The organism is Microbacterium sp. NRRL B-14842, assembly GCF_050470785.1.
The window spans coordinates 1-17,881 of the sequence record NZ_JBFLUM010000038.1 but is presented as its reverse complement, the minus strand read 5'-3'; the positions used below and the strand labels follow the sequence as shown (position 1 = coordinate 17,881).

Sequence of the window (17,881 nt, the reverse complement as noted above, 5' to 3'; positions counted from 1 at the left end):
AGGAAGCCGTAGAAGTTCGACGAGAGCCAGCTGAGCACGACCGTCAGCAGACCGGCGCCGGAGACACCGATGGCGATCCCCGCGAGCAGCCGCGGTCCCGGCCGCCGTGCCGCGATTGAGGCCGAGCACGAGCGCCGCCCCGTAGCCGATGAAGGTGAGGATGCCGATCCCCCCTCGATCAGTCCGATCATGCTGTAGGTCCGGTCCGACATGTAGACGAACGGCCGCGCGAGGATGAGGAACACGTCGATCGCCAGCGTCACCAGCGCGACGATGAAGGCGGCGCGCCCGAGGGAGTCGCCGGGAGTTTAGAGTGCGCGGCGCCGGCGGACCGTAGGGCGGGACGCCCTGCGCTGATCCGGGGGCGGATCCCGGCGCGGTCGGGTACGGCTGAGGGGTGGCGGTGGGGAAGGCCTGAGGGCAGCGGCGGTGGGGAACACGTGCCCGCCACCCGGCGTCGGCGCGTAGGGGGCCCCGGGGGCGGGGGCCTGGGCACCGGGGTACTGCGGCTCGGCCGGAAGCGGAGGAGGGGTCGGGGACTGCGGCCGGGTCGCCGGCACCGTCGCGCGAGGGGTGTGCGGGCTGCTGGGGGTCGCTCTGCCCCGAGCGTAGCCCTCCTCGCGGACGGCCGGGAGGTCAGCGGTAGACGTGGCCGGGGTCGGCCTGCGACAGGGCGTCCTGTCCGGTGACGCGGCTCCAGTCCGTGGGGGTGCGACGGTAGCCGTCGCGCCGCAGTTCGACGAACGTGGCGATGATCGCCCAGATGCTGAGGGCGAGGAGGAGGATGAGGAGTAGCATGGCAGAAAAGCTACGCTCGGTGTTATGCTGCCACGAGTGGCGGATCGGGCACTGTTCGTAGGAAAACTGCATTCCGGGAGATGTGATGAAGACCGTCGCGTGCGTGGAGCAGGACGGCTTCGCACCGTTCGAGTTCGGGGTCGCCTGCGAGGCGTTCGGTCTGGACCGGTCGTCCGACGGGGTGCCGAACTTCGACTTCCGCATCGTCGCCCACGGCCCGGGGTCGTGCGCTCCAAGATCGGCTTCTCCATCAACGTGGAGCATGATCTGTCCTTCGCCGCGGAGGCCGACCTCGTCGTGTTCTGCCCGGTGCCCCGGGAGACTTGGGGCGACATCGATCCGCTCCTCGTCGAGGGTCGCCCGCGAAGCGGTGGCGCGCGGAGCCTGGGTGATGAGCGTGTGCAGCGGCTCGTTCATCCTCGCGGCGGCCGGAGTGCTGGACGGGCGGCGCGCCACGACGCACTGGATGTACGCGCACACGATGCGGACATGTACCCCGACATCGACATCGATCCTGACGTGCTCTTCGTCCAGGACGGCCGCATCATCACCAGCGCGGGCACTGCCGCGGGCATCGACGCCTGCCTGCACCTGCTGCGACAGGAGCTCGGGGCGGAGATCACCAACCGGATCGCGCGTCGGATGGTCGTGCCGCCGCAGCGCGACGGGGGTCAGGCGCAGTTCATCGATCGGCCCATCCCGGTCGCACCCACGGACTCGCTCGCCGCGGTGGCCGACTGGGCGGTGGAGAACCTCCGTGACGAGTTGGACGGTCGACCAGCTCGCGGCGCGGGCGCTCATGTCGCCGCGGACCTTCGCGCGCCGCTTCAAAGCCGAGTACGGGGCGACCCCCGCCGCGTGGCTCGGGCGGCAGCGGATCATCCAGGCCCAGCGTCTCCTCGAGCGCACCGACCTTCCGCTCGAGCACATCGCGACCGACTGCGGCTTCGGTTCGCGGCCGTCCTGCGGCAGAACTTCGCCCGCGTGCTGGGCGTGACCCCCACCGCCTACCGCGCCCGCTTCTCCTGCGCCACCGCCCCCGCTGCCTGACCCTCGTCCCCTCGCGCTGCGCCCGCGCCGGACCCGTCCCGCGGGCCCGCAACGGCCCAGCCAACGTGCGGGATTGATAGCGCCGCTAGCGGACCGTGTCCGGGGCGTTTTTCCGTCCCCACGTCCGTCCCCGCGTCCGTCCCCGGTGCCTTGCGGATCAAGAACGCGCGGGGCGGGGGACCGTCCCCGGGGCCTTTTCCGTAGCGCTACCAGCCGCGTCCGTCCCGCGTCCGTTCTCCGCTGCCGTTCGGATCAAGAACGCGGCGGGCGTGGACCGTCCCCGGGGCCGTTTCCGTCCCGCCACCAGCCGCGTCCGTTCTCCGCTGCCGTTCGGGATCAAGAACGCGCTGGAGTGAGCCGCGTCCGGAGCGGCTTCCGTTCCGCTTCCGCGTCTGTCGAGCGGGATCAAGACTGCGCGCGCGGGGGTGGCATTCGGAGCTCTTTCCGTCCCGCTCCGTTGCGCCCCACTCCGGCCCGAGCCGCCGGGGCGGGCGTCGTGCACTCCGCAGTGGATCTCGTCGGTGCGGCCGGCAGGCTAGCTGCATCGACGCGGGATCAGAATGGCTCCGCGGAATGGCAGACCGGGTGCGTTTTTGATCCCCGCGCGAGAAGTGACGGGCGGGCGGGATCAGATGGCTCCGCAGAAGGGGCTGGGAGGTGCGTTTTGATCCCGCGCGGGACGCGGGGCGGGGTGGGACGGGATCGGGAAGCGAGGAGGGGTCAGTGCCAGTGGGCGGGGGGAGGGGAGGGTGACGTCGCGGACGTCGACCCCGGTGGGCGTGACCGTGGCGACCGCGTAGAGGAGGGACTGCGTCGGGTAGCCGTGCGGGCGGTTGTCGCGAATGATGGCGCGGTCGTCTTCCGGGGGCAGGGCGGCCGAAGCTCCGAGGAGCGCGGTCCACTCGGTCGCCCAGTCGGCGCTCGCCGCGGCGGGACCCAGCGCGCGGAACTCCGGGAGCCAGGCGGCGATGCGCGGGGTCTCCTCGTCGTCGAGGTCGTCGTGGGCGATCATGTGCGTCCCGGGCTCGATGGGTGTCTCCCGCAGCTCGGCACCGTCCCAGGAGAGCACCCGGGCGCCGTCCGGCCCCACTTCGAGCAGGTTGAAGCCGTGCATCGGCGGCGCACCCTGCGGGGAGCGACCGGTGACCGCGGCGAGCGGAAGGGTGCCGCGGGAGACCGCCGCGGTCGCGGAGAGGTCCTGCACATCGGCACGGTTGAGGAGCACGGCGAGGCGTCGTTCCACGGGGTTCACGGCGAGCCAGGCCCCACCGGCCCGCCGGTCACGGATGCCGATCACCCCCGGATACTCCTCGGGCCACCACTCGCCCAGGGCGTCCCACTCCCGAGCCGGGTCCTCGTCGCGGACGGCCAGCAGCCGCGCGGATCCCGCGACCTCGACATCGATCACCACCGTGCACACGCTTCCGAGTCTAGGGTCGGTCGAGGCGGGCGGGACCCGCGACGAATCCGTGCGCGATGACCCTAGCGTCCGGACCCTGGGGCAGAATCGAGGCGTGAACATCGTCGTCGGAGTCACGGGCGGCATCGCCGCGTACAAGACGGTGCACCTCGTGCGCCTGCTCACGAAGGCCGGTCATGATGTGACCGTGGTGCCCACCGAGGACGCGCTGCGCTTCGTGGGCCTGCCGACCTGGGAGGCCCTGAGTCGGCACCCGGTGACGACGAGCGTGCATGAGGACGTCGCCCGTGTGCGGCACGTCGCCCTGGGCCAGGGAGCGACCTCATCGTGATCGCCCCGGCGACGGCGAACTCGCTCGCGAAGATGGCCGCGGGGCTGGCCGACGACCTCCTCGGCACGACGCTGCTCGCGACCGAGGCGCCCGTGCTCGTCGCGCCCGCGATGCACGCGGAGATGTGGCGGAAACGCGGCCACGCAGGCGAACATGGCGACGCTCCGGGAACGCGGCGTGCACGTGGTCGGACCGGCCGACGGCGAGCTGGCCGGCGGTGACAGCGACCCGGTCGCATGGTCGAGCCGGAGGAGATCCTGGCGGCGGCCCAGGCGCTGCTGACACCGGGCGACCTGGCAGGCGTGCGGGTCGTCGTCTCGGCAGGCGGGACGCGGGAGCCCATCGATCCGGTGCGCTTCCTCGGCAACCGGAGCAGCGGGCGCCAGGGGTCGCGCTCGCGGCGGAGGCGGCGGCGCGCGGCGCGGAGGTGGCGCTCGTCGCGGCGAACGTCTCCGGGGACGTGCTCGCGGAGGCCCGCCACCCGCACGTCCGGATCGTCCGGGTCGGCACGGCCGCGGAGCTGTCCGCGGCGATGAAGGAGGAATCCGCGGCGGCCGACGTCGTGCTGATGGCGGCGGCCGTGGCCGACTATCGACCGGTCGAGGTCTCCGCGCGCAAGCTCACCAAGGACCGCGGCGGGGTCGGCACCATCGAGCTCGTCGAGAACGAGGACATCGTCGCCGCGCTCGTCGAGAAGCGAGGCGCGGGACAGCTCATCGTCGCGTTCGCGGCGGAGACGCCCGAGGATGAGGCGGAGATGCTCGCCCGCGCCCGCGGCAAGCAGGAGCGCAAGGGGGTCGACCTGCTGGTGGTGAACGAGGTCGGCTGGGAGCAGGGGTTCGAGCGCGGCGAGAACGCCGTTGCACATACTCGGGCCCGGCGGGGTCGTGGCGCGGACCGCGGCGGGGAGCAAGCGCGAGGTGGCGGCGGCCGTCTGGGACGAGGTCGCCCGCGAGAGGTGAGGGGCGGTGGAGTCGCGCACCGCCGAATGCTAAACTTGAGTCAACCAAACTCAACTTTCAGAAGGAGCATCTCCAGGAGGAGCGCATGACCACCCCGCAGACCGGATCCCCGAACCAGGAACAGCAGTCCGCCCTCGAGCAGTTCGGCATCAACCTGACCGACCGCGCCCGCGAGGGCAAGCTCGACCCCGTCATCGGACGGGACAGTGAGATCCGGCGTGTCAGCCAGGTGCTCACTCGTCGCACCAAGAACAACCCGGTGCTGATCGGCGAGCCCGGCGTCGGCAAGACGGCGGTGGTCGAAGGGCTCGCGCAGCGCATCGTCGCGGGCGACGTCGCGGAGTCCCTCAAGGACAAGGAGCTCGTCTCGCTCGACATCTCCGCCCTCGTCGCGGGCGCCATGTACCGCGGCCAGTTCGAGGAGCGCCTGAAGCAGGTCCTCAAGGAGATCACCGAGTCGGACGGCCAGGTCATCACGTTCATCGACGAGCTGCACGTGCTCATGGGTGCGGGCGGCGGCGAGGGCTCGGTCGCGGCGTCGAACATGCTCAAGCCGATGCTGGCCCGCGGCGAGCTGCGGCTCATCGGCGCCACCACGCTCAACGAGTACCGCGAGTTCATCGAGAAGGACGCCGCCCTCGAGCGCCGCTTCCAGCAGGTGTACGTCGGCGAACCGACCGTCGAGGACACGATCGCGATCCTCCGCGGGCTCAAGGGCCGCTACGAGGCGCACCACGGGGTGACCATCTCCGACAGCGCCCTCGTGGCCGCGGCGGTCGCTGTCCAACCGCTACCTGCCCGCGCGGCAGCTTCCGGACAAGGCCATCGACCTGATCGACGAGTCGATGTCGCGCCTGAAGATGGAGATCGACTCCTCTCCGGTCGAGATCGACCAGCTCAAGCGCCAGGTCGACCGGCTGAAGCTGGAGGAGCTCGCGCTCAAGCGGGAGAAGGACGCCGCGTCCAAGGAGCGTCTCGGCACCCTGCGCGAGAACCTCGTCGAACTCGAGAAGGGAGCTCGCCGGACTCGAAGCCCGGTGGGCGCGGGAACGGCAGGGTCTCAACCGCGTCGGTGAGCTGAAGAAGCAGCTCGACGACGCGATCACCCAGCGCGACCTCGCCATGCGCAACGCCGACTACACGAAGGCGTCGAAGCTCGAGTACGAGACGATCAAGCGCCTGGAGCGCGACATCGCGGAGGCGGAGCAGGCCGAGGCCACCGCCTCGAGCGAGCCGCGCATGGTGAACGAGCAGGTCACCGAGGAGGACATCGCGGCCGTAATCGCGGCCTGGACGGGCATCCCGGTCGGGCGGCTGCTGCAGGGGAGAGCGAGAAGCTGCTGCACCTGGAGAACGAGCTCGGCAAGCGCCTCATCGGCCAGAAGGATGCCGTCAAGGCGGTGTCCGACGCCGTGCGCCGCTCGCGCGCGGGCATCAGCGATCCCGGTCGTCCCACGGGCTCGTTCCTCTTCCTCGGACCGACCGGTGTCGGCAAGACCGAGCTGGCCAAGGCGCTCGCGCAGTTCCTCTTCGACGACGAGCACGCCATGGTGCGCATCGACATGTCGGAATACGGCGAGAAGCACTCGGTCTCCCGGCTCGTCGGCGCCCCTCCGGGTATGTCGGCTACGAGCAGGGCGGTCAGCTCACCGAGGCCGTGCGGCGTCGTCCCTACAGCGTGATCCTGCTCGACGAGGTCGAGAAGGCGCACCCCGAGGTGTTCGACGTGCTGCCTGCAGGTGCTCGACGACGGGCGGCTGACCGACGGGCAGGGGCGCACGGTCGACTTCTCGAACGTGATCCTCATCCTGACCTCCAACCTGGGCTCGCCGATCCTCATCGACCCCGTGCTCTCCGTGGAGGAGAAGCGGGAGCAGGTGATGGCGCTCGTGCGCCAGGCGTTCCGGCCCGAGTTCCTGAACCGTCTCGATGACATCGTGATGTTCCAGGCGCTCACCGAGGACGACCTCGCGCAGATCGTGGAGCTGTCGGTCGACCAGCTTCACGACCGGCTGCGCGAACCGTCGCCTCACGCTGGCGGTCACTCCTGGGGCGCGGTCGTGCTGGCCGAGCGCGGTTACGACCCGGTGTTCGGCGCCCGCCCGCTGCGTCGCCTCATCCAGACCGAGGTGCAGAACAAGCTCGCGACCGCCCTCCTCTCGGGTGGCGTGCACGACGGCGACACCGTCCGCGTGGACGTGGCGGCCGACGGTACGGGCCTCGTGCTCACGGCGACGACCCCCGAGCCGGAGGTCGAGGACGACGACGTGATCGAGGCGGAGCTGCTCGACGACTGATCCCGACCGGCACATAGCGAGAAGGCCCGGTATGCGCGACGCATACCGGGCCTTTCGTGTGTCGATGCTCAGGCGCTGAGGACGACCGTCTCCGCGATCGGACGACGCACGCGCGGGGCGACCTCGCGCTCCTGCAGCACCTCCGGCAGGGCCTCGATGTCGCCGAACTCGCCGACGGCGATGACGGTGGCGGGGGTGAAGCGCGCCTCCAGGTCGGCGAACTCGCGGACGACCTCGGGGTCGAAGCCGCTCATCTGGTGCACGACGAGGCCGTCGTGGTGGGCCTGCACGGAGAAGTGCGCCACGGCCTGGCCGAGGTCGTAGAACGCGTGGCTGATCGGCGTGCCGTCGGCGGTCGCGGTCTCGGCGATCGCGACGACGAGCACGGCCGCGTTGCCGGCCCAGGCCTGTTGAAGCCCATGAGCGCGTCGACGATCTGGGCGTGCAGGGCGGTGCCGCGGCGGGCGACGATGAAGCGCCACGGCTGGATGTTGTTGGCGGAGGGGCTCCAGCGGGCGGCCTCGAGCGCGGTGGCGAGCTTGGCCTCGTCGATCGGATGCTGCGCGTCGTACGCGCGGGGGCTCCAGCGGCCGGCGAGGACGTCGAGGACGGGGTGCTCGGTCGGGGCGGTGCGGTCGATGACGGGAGTGCTCACGGAAGTGCCTTTCGGACGGAGGGGATCGGACACCGTCGTCCGCGTACACGGGGGATGAACCGATGCATGTGCATGCATATTCCCGGAGGTCGGTTCGCGTCAATCCAGGAGGTTGCGGGAGGCGGCGTCGGCGAGCGCGGCGCGGACGGCGCGGATCGAGGGGGGCGTCCGCGGACACCCGCCGCGCGGAGGAGAAGATCTCCCGGCGCGGTTCCTGCGGGAGCGGGGCGAGGTCGACCGTCGGGGTGTCGCCCGCCCACACGAGCTCGGGGAGGAGCCCCACCGCGAGCCCGGCGTGGATGAGCCGGACGTGCGCGGTGAGGTCGGCGAGCTCGAAACGCACGTCCGGCTCGAACCCGGCGGTGCGACAGAGCTGCTCGGCCCACGCGCGGGACGCCGTGCCGGCAGGCTCGAGCACCCACGGCTCCGCGCGGGTGGCCCACAGGGCGGCGACGGGGTCGGCAGCTCCCGCAGCTCCGGGGCGCCGGGCGAGGGCGATGGCGTCGTGGGCGAGCACGACACGGTCGAGGTCGGCGTGGATGGGGCGTGTGCGCCCCGGATACTGCTCGGCGAGGATGAGGTCGTAGTCGCGGCTGGAGACGCCCACGAGGCCGGATTCCGGGTCGCGCTCGGTCACCTCGACGCGCAGGGCGGGGTGGCGCTCGCCGAGGGCCGCGAGGGCGCGGGGCAGCAAGGAGTGCGCGGTGGACTGGAACACCGCGAGGCGCACGGTGCCGGTCACCTCGGTGAGCGACTCGGCGACGGCGACCTGGGCGTGCTCGAGCTGATCGAGGATGCCGATGGCCTCGGCGACCAGCACGTTCCCCTGCGGCGTGAACTGCACCCCGCGACCGACCCGACGCAGCAGTGGCACTCCGACATCGCGCTCCAACGCGGCGAGCTGCTGGGACACGGAGCCTTGCTGTAGGACAGCGCGTCGGCCACCGCGGAGAGCGTGCCGCGGCGCGACAGTTCCACGAGCAGACGCAGGCGGTGGGCGTCCAGCACGACGGCTCCCAATCGTTCGGGATGAGTGAACAGAATCCACTCGAATCGGTTGATAGACGGAGCCTACCGAGCGGCTGGACAATGATCCAGCCGCACACGACACCGGGTGTGCGAGGCCGAGGAAGGTACCCCCGCCCCATGACCGTCATCGACGACACCACCCCCCCGCACCGAAGAGGTCGCCGCGCTCGTGCAGCGCTGGCTCGCCGAGAGCGAGACCCACCCGGTCGAGCCGGCCGCCCAGCGCCTCTCCGAGGTGCTCAAGGACCCGAACGGACTGGACTTCACCGTCGGCTTCGTCGACGGCGTCATGCGTCCGGAGGACCTGCGGGTCGCCGGCCGCAAGCTCGCCGAGCTGTCGGACATCACGCCCCACGCTGCTGCCCGGCTACCTCCGGGCCGCCATCAAGGCCGGCGGGTTCTGGGCGCCGAAGCTCCCGAACGTCGTCGTCCCGATCTCGCGGCGCGTGCTGCGGGCCATGGTCGGCCACCTCGTGCTCGACGCGACGCCGTCCAAGCTCGGCCCGGCCATCGCCAAGCTCCGCAAGACCGGCAACCGTCTGAACCTCAACCTCCTCGGCGAGGCCGTGCTCGGCGAGCGCGAGGCGGGCCGCCGACTGCAGGGCACGTACGACTTCCTCGCCCGCCCGGACGTCGACTACGTCTCGATCAAGGTCTCGAGCGTCGTCAGTCAGCTCTCCATGTGGTCGTTCGACGAGGCCGTCGCCGATGTCGTGGAGAAGCTCACCCCGCTGTACCGGCTCGCGGCGAAGGCCGAGGCGAAGGGGGCCCGCACCGGGACGCAGAAGTTCATCAACCTCGACATGGAGGAGTACCGCGACCTCGACCTGACGATCGCGGCCTTCACGAGCATCCTCGACCAGCCGGGCCTGGAGGACCTCGAGGCGGGCATCGTGCTGCAGGCGTATCTCCCCGACGCGCTCGGCGCCATGCAGCGGCTCCAGGAGTGGGCGGCCGCGCGCCGCGCCAAGGGCGGAGCGCCGATCAAGGTGCGCGTCGTCAAGGGCGCGAACCTCGCGATGGAGGAGGTCGACGCGAAGGTGCACGGCTGGCCGCTCGCGACCTACGGCGCCAAGCAGGACTCCGACACGAACTATAAGCGCGTGCTCGACTGGGCGATGACCCCCGAGCGGCTCGACGCCGTGCGTATCGGCGTCGCCGGTCACAACCTCTTCGACATCGCGTACACGTGGTTGCTGGCGAAGGCCCGTGGTGTGACCGGCCCTTCGACAGGCTCAGGGACCCAGGGGAGCGCGGCCTCAGGGACCCAGGGGCAGAAGGGCGCCCTCGTGGAGTACGAGATGCTGCTCGGCATGGCGACCGGGCAGGCCGAGGCCGTCCGCAAGGACGTCGGCCGTCTCCTGCTCTACACGCCGGTCGTGAACCCGGCGGAGTTCGACGTCGCCATCGCCTACCTCGTGCGGCGCCTCGAGGAGAACGCGAGCCCCGAGAACTTCATGTCGGCCGTGTTCGAGCTGGCCTCGAACCCGACCCTGCTCACCCGCGAGCGGGAGCGCTTCGAGCGCTCGCTCGCCGCGCTCGTCGCCGACCCGTCGGTGCCGGGCCCGAACCGCACGCAGGACCGCACGGCTCCGCGCCCCGCCGCCACGACGGACGGCTTCGCGAACGAGCCCGACACCGATCCCGCGCTCGCCGCGAACCGCGCGTGGGGCCGGGAGATCCTGCAGCGCTCGGTCTCCTCGACGCTCGGCCGGGACGCGATCGCCGCGGCCCGCATCGAGACCGACGCCGAGCTGGACGCCGTGTTCGCGGCCGCCACGTCCGCCGCAGAGAAATGGGCAGCGCTTCCCGCCGCCGAGCGCGCCGCCGTCCTGCACCGCGCGGGCGACGAGCTCGCCGCCCGCCGCGGCGAGCTGCTGGAGATCATGGCGCACGAAGCAGGCAAGACCATCGCCGAGGCCGACCCCGAGGTCAGCGAGGCGATCGACTTCGCGCACTACTACGCCGAGCGCGCGAAGGATCTCAAGGCCATCCCCGGCGCCGAGTTCGTGCCGTCGAAGGTGACCGTGGTCACGCCGCCGTGGAACTTCCCCGTGGCGATCCCCGCCGGCGGTGTGCTGGCCGGCCTCGCCTCCGGATCCGGCGTGATCATCAAGCCCGCCAAGCTCACCCAGCGGTGCGGCGCCGTGATGGTCGAGGCGCTGTGGGCCGCGGGCGTCCCGCGCGATCTGCTCGCCCTCGTCGACCTCGCCTCCCGCGACCTGGGCACCCGCCTGGTGGCGAGCCCCCAGGTCGACCGGGTCATCCTCACCGGGGCCTACGAGACCGCACAGCTGTTCCGCTCCTTCCGGGCCGACCTGCCGCTGCTCGCCGAGACCAGCGGCAAGAACGCGATCATCGTGACGCCGTCGGCCGACCTCGACCTCGCCGCCGCCGACGTCGCCCGCAGCGCGTTCGGCCACGCCGGTCAGAAGTGCTCGGCCGCGTCCCTGGCGATCCTCGTCGGGTCGGTGGCGGACTCGAAGCGCTTCGAGCGGCAGCTCGTGGACGCGGTCACCTCGATGCGCGTCGGGCTTCCCGACGACCCCGCCACGCAGATGGGGCCGATCATCGAGCCCGCGAACGGCAAGCTCCTCACCGCGCTCACCACTCTCGACAAGGGCGAGCGCTGGCTGGTCGAGCCCCGGAAGCTCGATGACGAGGGGAAGCAGTGGACACCGGGGGTGAAGACCGGCGTGCGCGAGGGCTCGTACTTCCACCTCACCGAGTTCTTCGGACCCGTGCTCGGCATCATGCACGCGAAGGACCTCGACGAGGCCATCCGGCTGCAGAACGCGGTCGACTACGGCCTCACCGCGGGGCTGCACTCGCTGGACTCCGCCGAGGTCGCGACCTGGCTGGACCGCGTCGAAGCGGGCAACCTGTACGTGAACCGAGGCATCACCGGCGCCATCGTGCAGCGCCAGCCCTTCGGCGGCTGGAAGCGCTCGGCCGTGGGCGCCGGGGCCAAGGCCGGCGGTCCGAACTACCTCTTCGGTCTGGGCGAGTGGCGTGCGGGCGAGCTGCCCGCCGCGGCTCCGGGGGCGGCGGTGACCCCCGCGGTGACCGGGCTGCTGGAGGCCGCCGCACCCGAGCTCGACCCGCTGGGCATCGAGTGGCTGCGCCGTGCCGCGGCCGCCGACGAGCGCGCGTGGACCGACGAGTTCGGCGCCGTGAGCGACAAGTCCGGACTCGGCGTCGAGCGCAACGTGTTCCGGTACCGTCCCGTGGCCGTCGACGTCCGCATCGCCGAGGACGCGCCGCTCGCCGAGGGGGTCCGGGTGCTCGCCGCTGCCCTGCGCAGCGGCAGCCCGTTCACCGTGTCGGCCGCGTCGCTGCCGTCCCGCGTGGAGAAGGCGCTCAAGACCCAGGGCGTGACCGTGAAGACCGAGTCCGATGCCGCGTGGACCAAGCGCTACGCAAAGGGGGCCCGGTCGTGGCAGCGGGTGCGGCTCGTGGGCGGCGACGCCGGCGCGCTGCACACGGCCCTCGACGGCAGCCCCGACGTCGCGGTCTGGTCGCACGCCGTGACCGGAGCGGGCCGGGTGGAGATGCTCCCGTTCCTGCACGAGCAGGCCGTGTCGATCACCAACCACCGCTTCGGCAACCCCACCACGCTCTCGGAGGGCATCCTCTGACGCCGAGACCCCGGCTACACGTCGAGACCCCCTGCTGCACGCGCGTGCAGCAGGGGGTCTCGGCGCGAAAGCGGGGTCTCGGGATCAGCCGCGCAGAGCCTCGGAGAGCTTCACCCGCGAGCCCATCCGGAGCAGGGAGTTCTCGTAGATCTTCGCGCCGACGACGATCGCCGCGACGCAGCTCGCCAGGAGGATCGCGAGGCTCAGCAGCGGCTCCCACCACTGCGCCTCACCGACGAAGAGACGCATCGGCATTCCGACCGGAGCCGAGAACGGCACGTACGACATGATCGTCAGCACCAACGGGTTGTCGTTGAACACGATCACCAGCACGTACGGCGCCATGATGAGCATCGTGATGGGGGTCGTCGTCGAGCCGATGTCCTCCTGACGGGAGACCATGGAGGCGGCCGCCGCGAACATCGCCGCGAGCAGGATGAACCCGAAGAGGAAGAACACCGCGAACCAGATGATGGGGGCGCCGAGGGTGGTCAGAACCTCGCGTTGACCCGTCACAATGAGGCCGATGGTGGCGACGGCCGCGAGGGCGAGGATCTGCCCCATCGCGAGCACCGTGTTGCCGATGACCTTGCCGGCGAGCAGGGTGCGCGCGGGGATCGCCGACAGCAGCACCTCGACCACCCTGGTCTGCTTCTCCTCGACCACGCTCTGGGCGATAGTGCCGCCGAACGTGGCCGCGGCCATCATGAAGACGAGCCCGAACGCGATCGCGATGAAGTAGCGCAGCAGCGGGTTGGTGGTCACCGGCTCGAGGATGACGACCTCGGGCGAGAGCGACAGCCCGGACACGAGCGACCCGGGGGCATCCTCCAGGGCGACGATCGTGTAGCCCGCGGCGTTGTCGCCCGCGAGCACCGCCGCATCGACGTCGCCCTCGCGGACCAGCTCCTCGGCCTCGGCGCGGGAGGCGACCTCGGTCACCTCGACGTCGGGCAGGGCGGACACGGCGCCCGCGGTCTTCGAGGTCACGGCCACCGGCATGGCGTCGTTGTTCTGGCTCGCGAAGCCGCCGAACAGCACGCCGGCGAGGGCGATGAGCAGCAGGATGCCGGTCGAGATCAGGAACGCCTTGCTGCGGAGCTTGGAGCCGATCTCCCGCTCGGCGACCAGCCAGATCCCGTTCCGTGCGGGGGTCGAGGCGTTCACTGGATGACCTCCTTGAAGATCTGGGCGAGGGAGGGGTGCTTGGGTGCGAAGCTCGCGACGTCGCCGCGCGCGACCGCCGACTGCAGCACACGCTGCGCGGTGTCGGGGCCGTCCGCGTCGAAGAGCGCGTAGCCGCCCTCGAAGTCGACGACCGTGACCCCGGGCTCGGTGCGCAGCCACCCGGCGTCCCCCGCGGAGACCAGCTCGTACCGATCGCGGGCTGTGCTCGGCGCGGAGGCCGTCCCGGGATCCGGCCGCCCGGATGGTGCCTCCGGCGAGGATGACGAGATCGTCGCAGAGACGCTCGACCACGTCGAGCTGGTGCGAGGAGAAGAGGATCGAGGCGCCGCGGGCCGCGCTGGCCTGCAGGACCCCGGCGACGACGTCAACCGCGAGGGGGTCCAGGCCGGAGAAGGGCTCGTCGAGGATCAGCACCTCGGGGTCGTGCACGAGCGACGCGGCGATCTGCGCGCGCTGCTGGTTGCCGAGCGACAGCGACTCGATCGTGTCGTCGAGGCGCTCGCCGAGCCCGAGCTCCGTGAGCAGCGCGGTCGCCCGCTCCGTCGCCTCCGGCTTGCTGAATCCGTGCAGGCGCGCGAGGTAGACGATCTGCTCCAGGACCTTCATCTTCGGATACAGGCCGCGCTCCTCGGGCATGTAGCCGAAGCGGCGGCGGTCGCTGGTGGTGAGGGGCGCCCCGTCGAGGTCGACCCGTCCGCCGTCCGACGACAGCAGGCCGAGGATGATGCGCATGGTCGTGGTCTTGCCGGCGCCGTTGCCGCCGACGAAGCCGGTGAGGCGGCCCGGCGCGACCGTGAACGACACGTCGTCCAGCACCCGGCGGCTGCCGTAGCTCTTGGTGATGCCGGAGAGTTCCAGCAGTCCGGTTGTCATGTCGTGGTGCTCCGTCCGAAGGTGATCCGCATGATCTTCACGCTATTGAGCGCGGGCGGGGCGGGGCATCCCCCGCAGGGGGGGACTGCGACGGATCAGCCGCGGGGCGGACGGCCGGCGTGCAGCACCGTGCGCACGAGCAGGCCGGCGACCAACGCCCAGAACGCCGCACTCACCCCGAGCACCGCGATGCCGGAGGCGGCGACGAGAAACGTGACGACCGCGGGGAGCCGCTCACCGGGGTCGTCGATCGCCTGCTGGACGGCCGCGCCGAAGGCGCCGAACAGCGCCAGCCCCGCGACCGCCGGGATCACCGCCGTCGGGGCGAGCACGACGAGCGTGGCGAAGGCGGCGGAGAACGCGCCCAGCACGAGGTAGGACGCTCCGGTCGAGACACCGGCGAGCCAGCGCCGGCTGGGGTCGGGGTCGGCGTCGGGGGACGCGGCGAGGGCCGCGCTGATGGCGGCGAGGTTGATCGCATGACCGCCCGCCGGAGCGCCGAGCGCCGTGCCGAGACCGGTCACGAGCATCGCCGGACGCCACGGGACCTCGTAGCCGAAGCTGCGCATGATCGCGATACCCGGCACGTTCTGCGACGCCATGGTCACGATGAACAGCGGCAGCGCGATGCCGACCAGGGCCCCGACCGTGAAGGCCGGCATCGTCAGCTCGAACCGCGGCAGGAGGACAGCCGGGTCGACCGGTGTGCCCGCAGTGACCAGCGTGACGGCGACCACCGCAGCCGCGGCGACGAATGCGAGCGGCACAGCCCACCGGTGAGCCAGACGGGCGAAGACCAGCCAGGTCAGCACGACCGGGAGCACACCCCACGGGTTCGCGACGATCCCGGTGATCGGCGCGAGGCAGAGCGGCAGCAGCACCCCTGCCAGCATGGGCCTGGGCGATCGGACGGCGGGATCCGGGCAATCAGAGCACCGAGTGCGGGCCAGAGCGCCGTGAGGAGGATGAGGGACGCCGTCACGAGGGAAGGCTCCGACGGGCGGCGGGCCAGCCGCCCTCGACGCTGCCGGTCGCCACGAGCAGGGCAGCACCGGGGGTGGACCACGCGGCCGTGATCGGCATCCGGTAGCGCCAGGCCAGCACGATGCAGGCGAGCCCCATCGCGAGGCTCACGGCGAGGGAGTCCGCTGGCCGCCTGCGCCGCCGACGCGCCCACGGCGTCGAGCCCCGTGAGCACCACCGCGAAGGAGCTCGTGAACCCGACCAGCGCCGTGACGATCCCGGCGACGATCGGACGGGTTACGGGGACGGCGGCGGGCATGGCTCCGAGAGTATCGCGGGGGAGCGGTCCGCCTCCGGTCAGGCCAGCCCCATCCGATGCGCGAGCACGACGGCCTGCACGCGGTCCCTGGCGCCGAGCTTCTGGAGGATGCGCGAGACATGGGTCTTCACGGTGGCCTCGCCGATGAACAGAGCCCGAGCGATCTCGGCGTTGCTGCGGGCGTCGGCGAGCAGGGTCAGCACCTCGGCCTCCCGCTCGGTTCAGCGGGCTCCGCGAGTACGGCCGTCGCGGGCGCTTTCGCCACCGCGCGGGCGGGGAGCGGCGCCGGCTTCCGGGGGTCGCTCCGGCGAAGCGGGTGAGGACGCGGCGGGTCACCTCGGGTGCCAGCATGCCGTCCCCGGCCGCGAGAGCGCGCACCGCGGAGATGAGATCCTCGGCGCCCGCGTTCTTGAGGAGGAATCCGCTCGCCGCCGGCTTCGAGCGCCTGATAGAGATAGTCGTCGCGGTCGAACGTCGTCACGATCGCGATCGCGGCGCCCACCGACGGGTCGGCGACGAGGCGGCGCGTCGCCTCGATCCCGTCCATATCGGGCATCTGCACGTCCATCGTGATGACGTCAGGGCGCAGCGCGGCGGCCTGCGCGACCGCCTCGGCTCCCGTCGAGGCCTCGCCCACGACGGCGATGTCGGGCTGGGTGTCGAGGATCGTGCGGAATCCCGCGCGGAGGAGGGCGTGGTCGTCGACGAGGAGCACCGGATCGGCGCGGTCATCGTGCGCCCTCCGGCACGGCCGTGCCGAGCGGCACCCGCGCCCGGACCCGCAGACCCCCGGCGACGCGCGGAGTGACACTCGACGGTGCCGCCGGAGGCCGCCGCGCGCTCGCGCATGCCCCGAGCTGTCCGAGACCGGGTCGCAGCTGGGCGATGGCGCGGGCCGGTGTTCACGGACCTCGACCTCCACGCCGTCGTCGTCGTAGCGCACGCGCACGTCCGCGGTCGCCCCCCGGTCCGGCGTGCCGACGGGCGTTGGTCAGCGATTCCTGTGCGATCCGGTACAGGTTCACGGCGACGAGCGAGGGAACGGGCACCGGATCGCCGATCACGGTGTACGCGGTGGGGAGACCCGCCTCGGTCGATGCCTGCGCGAGCGCCGCGATGTCGTCGAGGGGAGACGGTCGACGCGACTCGGTCGTATCGCCGCCGGGAGTGCGCAGCGTCTCCAGCAGCTGGCGCAGTTCCTGGATCGCGTCCCGCGCGGAGGACTCGATCCCGGAGAGGATGCGCGCCGACTGGCGGGATCGCTCTCGAGCACGAGGCGCGCGGCGCCCGCCTGCACGCCCATCACCGACACGTGGTGGGCGACGACGTCGTGCAGCTCCCTGGCGATCCGCACCCGATCGAGGGCCACTGCCTGCGGCGGCCGTGACCTCGCGCTCGCGCTCCAGTTCGCGGGTGCGCTCTTCCAGCACGGTGCGCTGCTCGGCTGCCGCCAGGAGCGTTCGCCGAAGTAATAGGCACCGCCGAAGTACAGGGCGTTGAGGAGGATCTGGATGAGCATGAACGCCACGTAGGGCGACATGGCCCCGGCGACGACGTCCGCCTTGTCGGCCTCGCTGATGGCGTCGCGGTACATGGTGATAGAGGAGCCACACGAACATGCCGACGATGATGGCGACGCGGACGACGAGGGCCTTCCGGCGATCGTTCATCCAGGCGCCGACCGTGTAGAGCGCGATGAACATCGCGATGTTGCCGACGTAGATCTCCGGCACCCGGATCGTCACAGCCGTGAAGTAGGCCAGCGACACCACGACGGCCACGGTGCCGGGCCCAGCGTCGGCGGAACCCGAGCGGCGCCGCCACGACGACGGCGTAGACGAGCGCGGTCCACAGCGGAGCCTGCTCGTCGCCGTAGACCTGGGCGATGGAGGAGAGCGCCGCGCTGAGGATCGCGCCGACGAAGAGGACGAGCGCGAGGAGGAGGTCGCCCGCGCTGGTCGCGCAGGGTCCGGCGTCCGGGTGAAGGCCATCCCTCCACCGTAGGGCGGGGGCTGTCGCGCGGCATCCCCCGTGCGACGGACGCGGGCGGTACGTCTGCCAGGATCAGGTGTGACCTCCTCGCCGCGCCCGCGCCTGGCACCGCTCTACCTCGCCGGGTTCACCACCGCGTTCGGCGCGCACGGCATCGGCCGCGGCCCTCGGCGCCGAGACCGAGGACATCGGCTGGACGCTGCTGGCGTTCGGTTTCACGCTCGCGCTGTACGACCTCGCCGAGGTGTTGCTGAAACCGCTCTTCGGTGCCCTCAGCGACCGGGTCGGCGTGCGGCCGGTGATCGTCGGCGGGCTGCTGGCCTTCACCGCGTTCTCGGTCGTCGGAGCTCTGGCCCCCGGCATGGT

The 17,881-nt window shown here is 71.7% G+C and carries 7 protein-coding genes and 10 pseudogenes; 7 read left to right on the top strand and 10 right to left on the bottom strand.

The features are described from left to right. Positions 1-263, bottom strand: a 263-nt coding sequence (locus AB1285_RS20570; RefSeq protein ID WP_429977780.1) for a hypothetical protein, incomplete at its 3' end; no start/stop codon positions are given. Between the two features lie 373 nt (positions 264-636). Then, positions 637-798, bottom strand: a complete 162-nt coding sequence (locus AB1285_RS20565; protein ID WP_259953815.1) for a hypothetical protein — start codon at positions 796-798, stop codon at positions 637-639. Positions 799-883: 85 nt separating this feature from the next. Here AB1285_RS20565 and AB1285_RS20560 point away from each other — a divergent pair. After that, a pseudogene (locus AB1285_RS20560) lies at positions 884-1,848 on the top strand (GlxA family transcriptional regulator). A 628-nt stretch (positions 1,849-2,476) separates the two neighbouring features. Here the strand turns inward: AB1285_RS20560 and AB1285_RS20555 are convergent. Beyond that, positions 2,477-3,268, bottom strand: coding sequence for an NRDE family protein (locus AB1285_RS20555; RefSeq protein WP_429977779.1), 792 nt, complete (start codon positions 3,266-3,268; stop codon positions 2,477-2,479). Positions 3,269-3,362: 94 nt separating this feature from the next. Here AB1285_RS20555 and coaBC point away from each other — a divergent pair. From coaBC to AB1285_RS20535, 4 genes and pseudogenes are all read left to right on the top strand, one after another. Then, positions 3,363-4,561: pseudogene (coaBC, locus tag AB1285_RS20550) on the top strand (bifunctional phosphopantothenoylcysteine decarboxylase/phosphopantothenate--cysteine ligase CoaBC). Positions 4,562-4,646: 85 nt separating this feature from the next. Further along, on the top strand, positions 4,647-5,642 hold the full coding sequence (locus AB1285_RS20545; protein ID WP_429977778.1) for an AAA family ATPase: 996 nt from the start codon (positions 4,647-4,649) through the stop codon (positions 5,640-5,642). Positions 5,643-5,961: 319 nt separating this feature from the next. Continuing rightward, a pseudogene (locus AB1285_RS20540) lies at positions 5,962-6,233 on the top strand (AAA family ATPase); the annotation flags it as partial. 67 nt (positions 6,234-6,300) lie between these two features. Next, positions 6,301-6,858: an AAA family ATPase gene (locus AB1285_RS20535; RefSeq protein WP_429977777.1), complete on the top strand. Its 558-nt coding sequence runs from the start codon at positions 6,301-6,303 to the stop codon at positions 6,856-6,858. A gap of 68 nt (positions 6,859-6,926) precedes the next feature. Here AB1285_RS20535 and AB1285_RS20530 read toward each other — a convergent pair. Next, positions 6,927-7,513 (bottom strand): annotated as a pseudogene (locus tag AB1285_RS20530) (nitroreductase family protein). Between the two features lie 99 nt (positions 7,514-7,612). Next, positions 7,613-8,521: pseudogene (locus AB1285_RS20525) on the bottom strand (LysR family transcriptional regulator). 190 nt (positions 8,522-8,711) lie between these two features. On the opposite strand from AB1285_RS20525, the pseudogene AB1285_RS20520 reads away from it, so the two are divergent. After that, positions 8,712-12,180: pseudogene (locus AB1285_RS20520) on the top strand (bifunctional proline dehydrogenase/L-glutamate gamma-semialdehyde dehydrogenase). A gap of 84 nt (positions 12,181-12,264) precedes the next feature. On the opposite strand, the gene AB1285_RS20515 reads toward AB1285_RS20520, so the two are convergent. From AB1285_RS20515 to AB1285_RS20495, 5 genes and pseudogenes are all read right to left on the bottom strand, one after another. Then, on the bottom strand, positions 12,265-13,347 hold the full coding sequence (locus AB1285_RS20515) for an ABC transporter permease (RefSeq protein ID WP_370428975.1): 1,083 nt from the start codon (positions 13,345-13,347) through the stop codon (positions 12,265-12,267). Continuing rightward, positions 13,344-14,229 (bottom strand): annotated as a pseudogene (locus AB1285_RS20510) (ABC transporter ATP-binding protein). Before AB1285_RS20510 ends, AB1285_RS20515 begins: the two are co-directional and overlap by 4 nt. 107 nt (positions 14,230-14,336) lie before the next feature. Further along, positions 14,337-15,523: pseudogene (locus tag AB1285_RS20505) on the bottom strand (benzoate/H(+) symporter BenE family transporter). Positions 15,524-15,561: 38 nt separating this feature from the next. After that, positions 15,562-16,238: pseudogene (locus AB1285_RS20500) on the bottom strand (response regulator). Positions 16,239-16,583: 345 nt separating this feature from the next. Then, positions 16,584-16,826, bottom strand: a complete 243-nt coding sequence (locus tag AB1285_RS20495) for a hypothetical protein (protein ID WP_429977781.1) — start codon at positions 16,824-16,826, stop codon at positions 16,584-16,586. Between the two features lie 767 nt (positions 16,827-17,593). On the opposite strand from AB1285_RS20495, the pseudogene AB1285_RS20490 reads away from it, so the two are divergent. Then, positions 17,594-17,881: pseudogene (locus tag AB1285_RS20490) on the top strand (MFS transporter); the annotation flags it as partial.

Excerpts from the sequence above, each read along its gene's own strand:
- AB1285_RS20545 (WP_429977778.1), top strand. The coding sequence starts at position 4,647 with ATGACCACCCCGCAGACCGGATCCCCGAACCAGGAACAGCAGTCCGCC.
- AB1285_RS20565 (WP_259953815.1), bottom strand. The coding sequence starts at position 798 with ATGCTACTCCTCATCCTCCTCCTCGCCCTCAGCATCTGGGCGATCATC.
- AB1285_RS20495 (WP_429977781.1), bottom strand. The coding sequence starts at position 16,826 with ATGGGCGTGCAGGCGGGCGCCGCGCGCCTCGTGCTCGAGAGCGATCCC.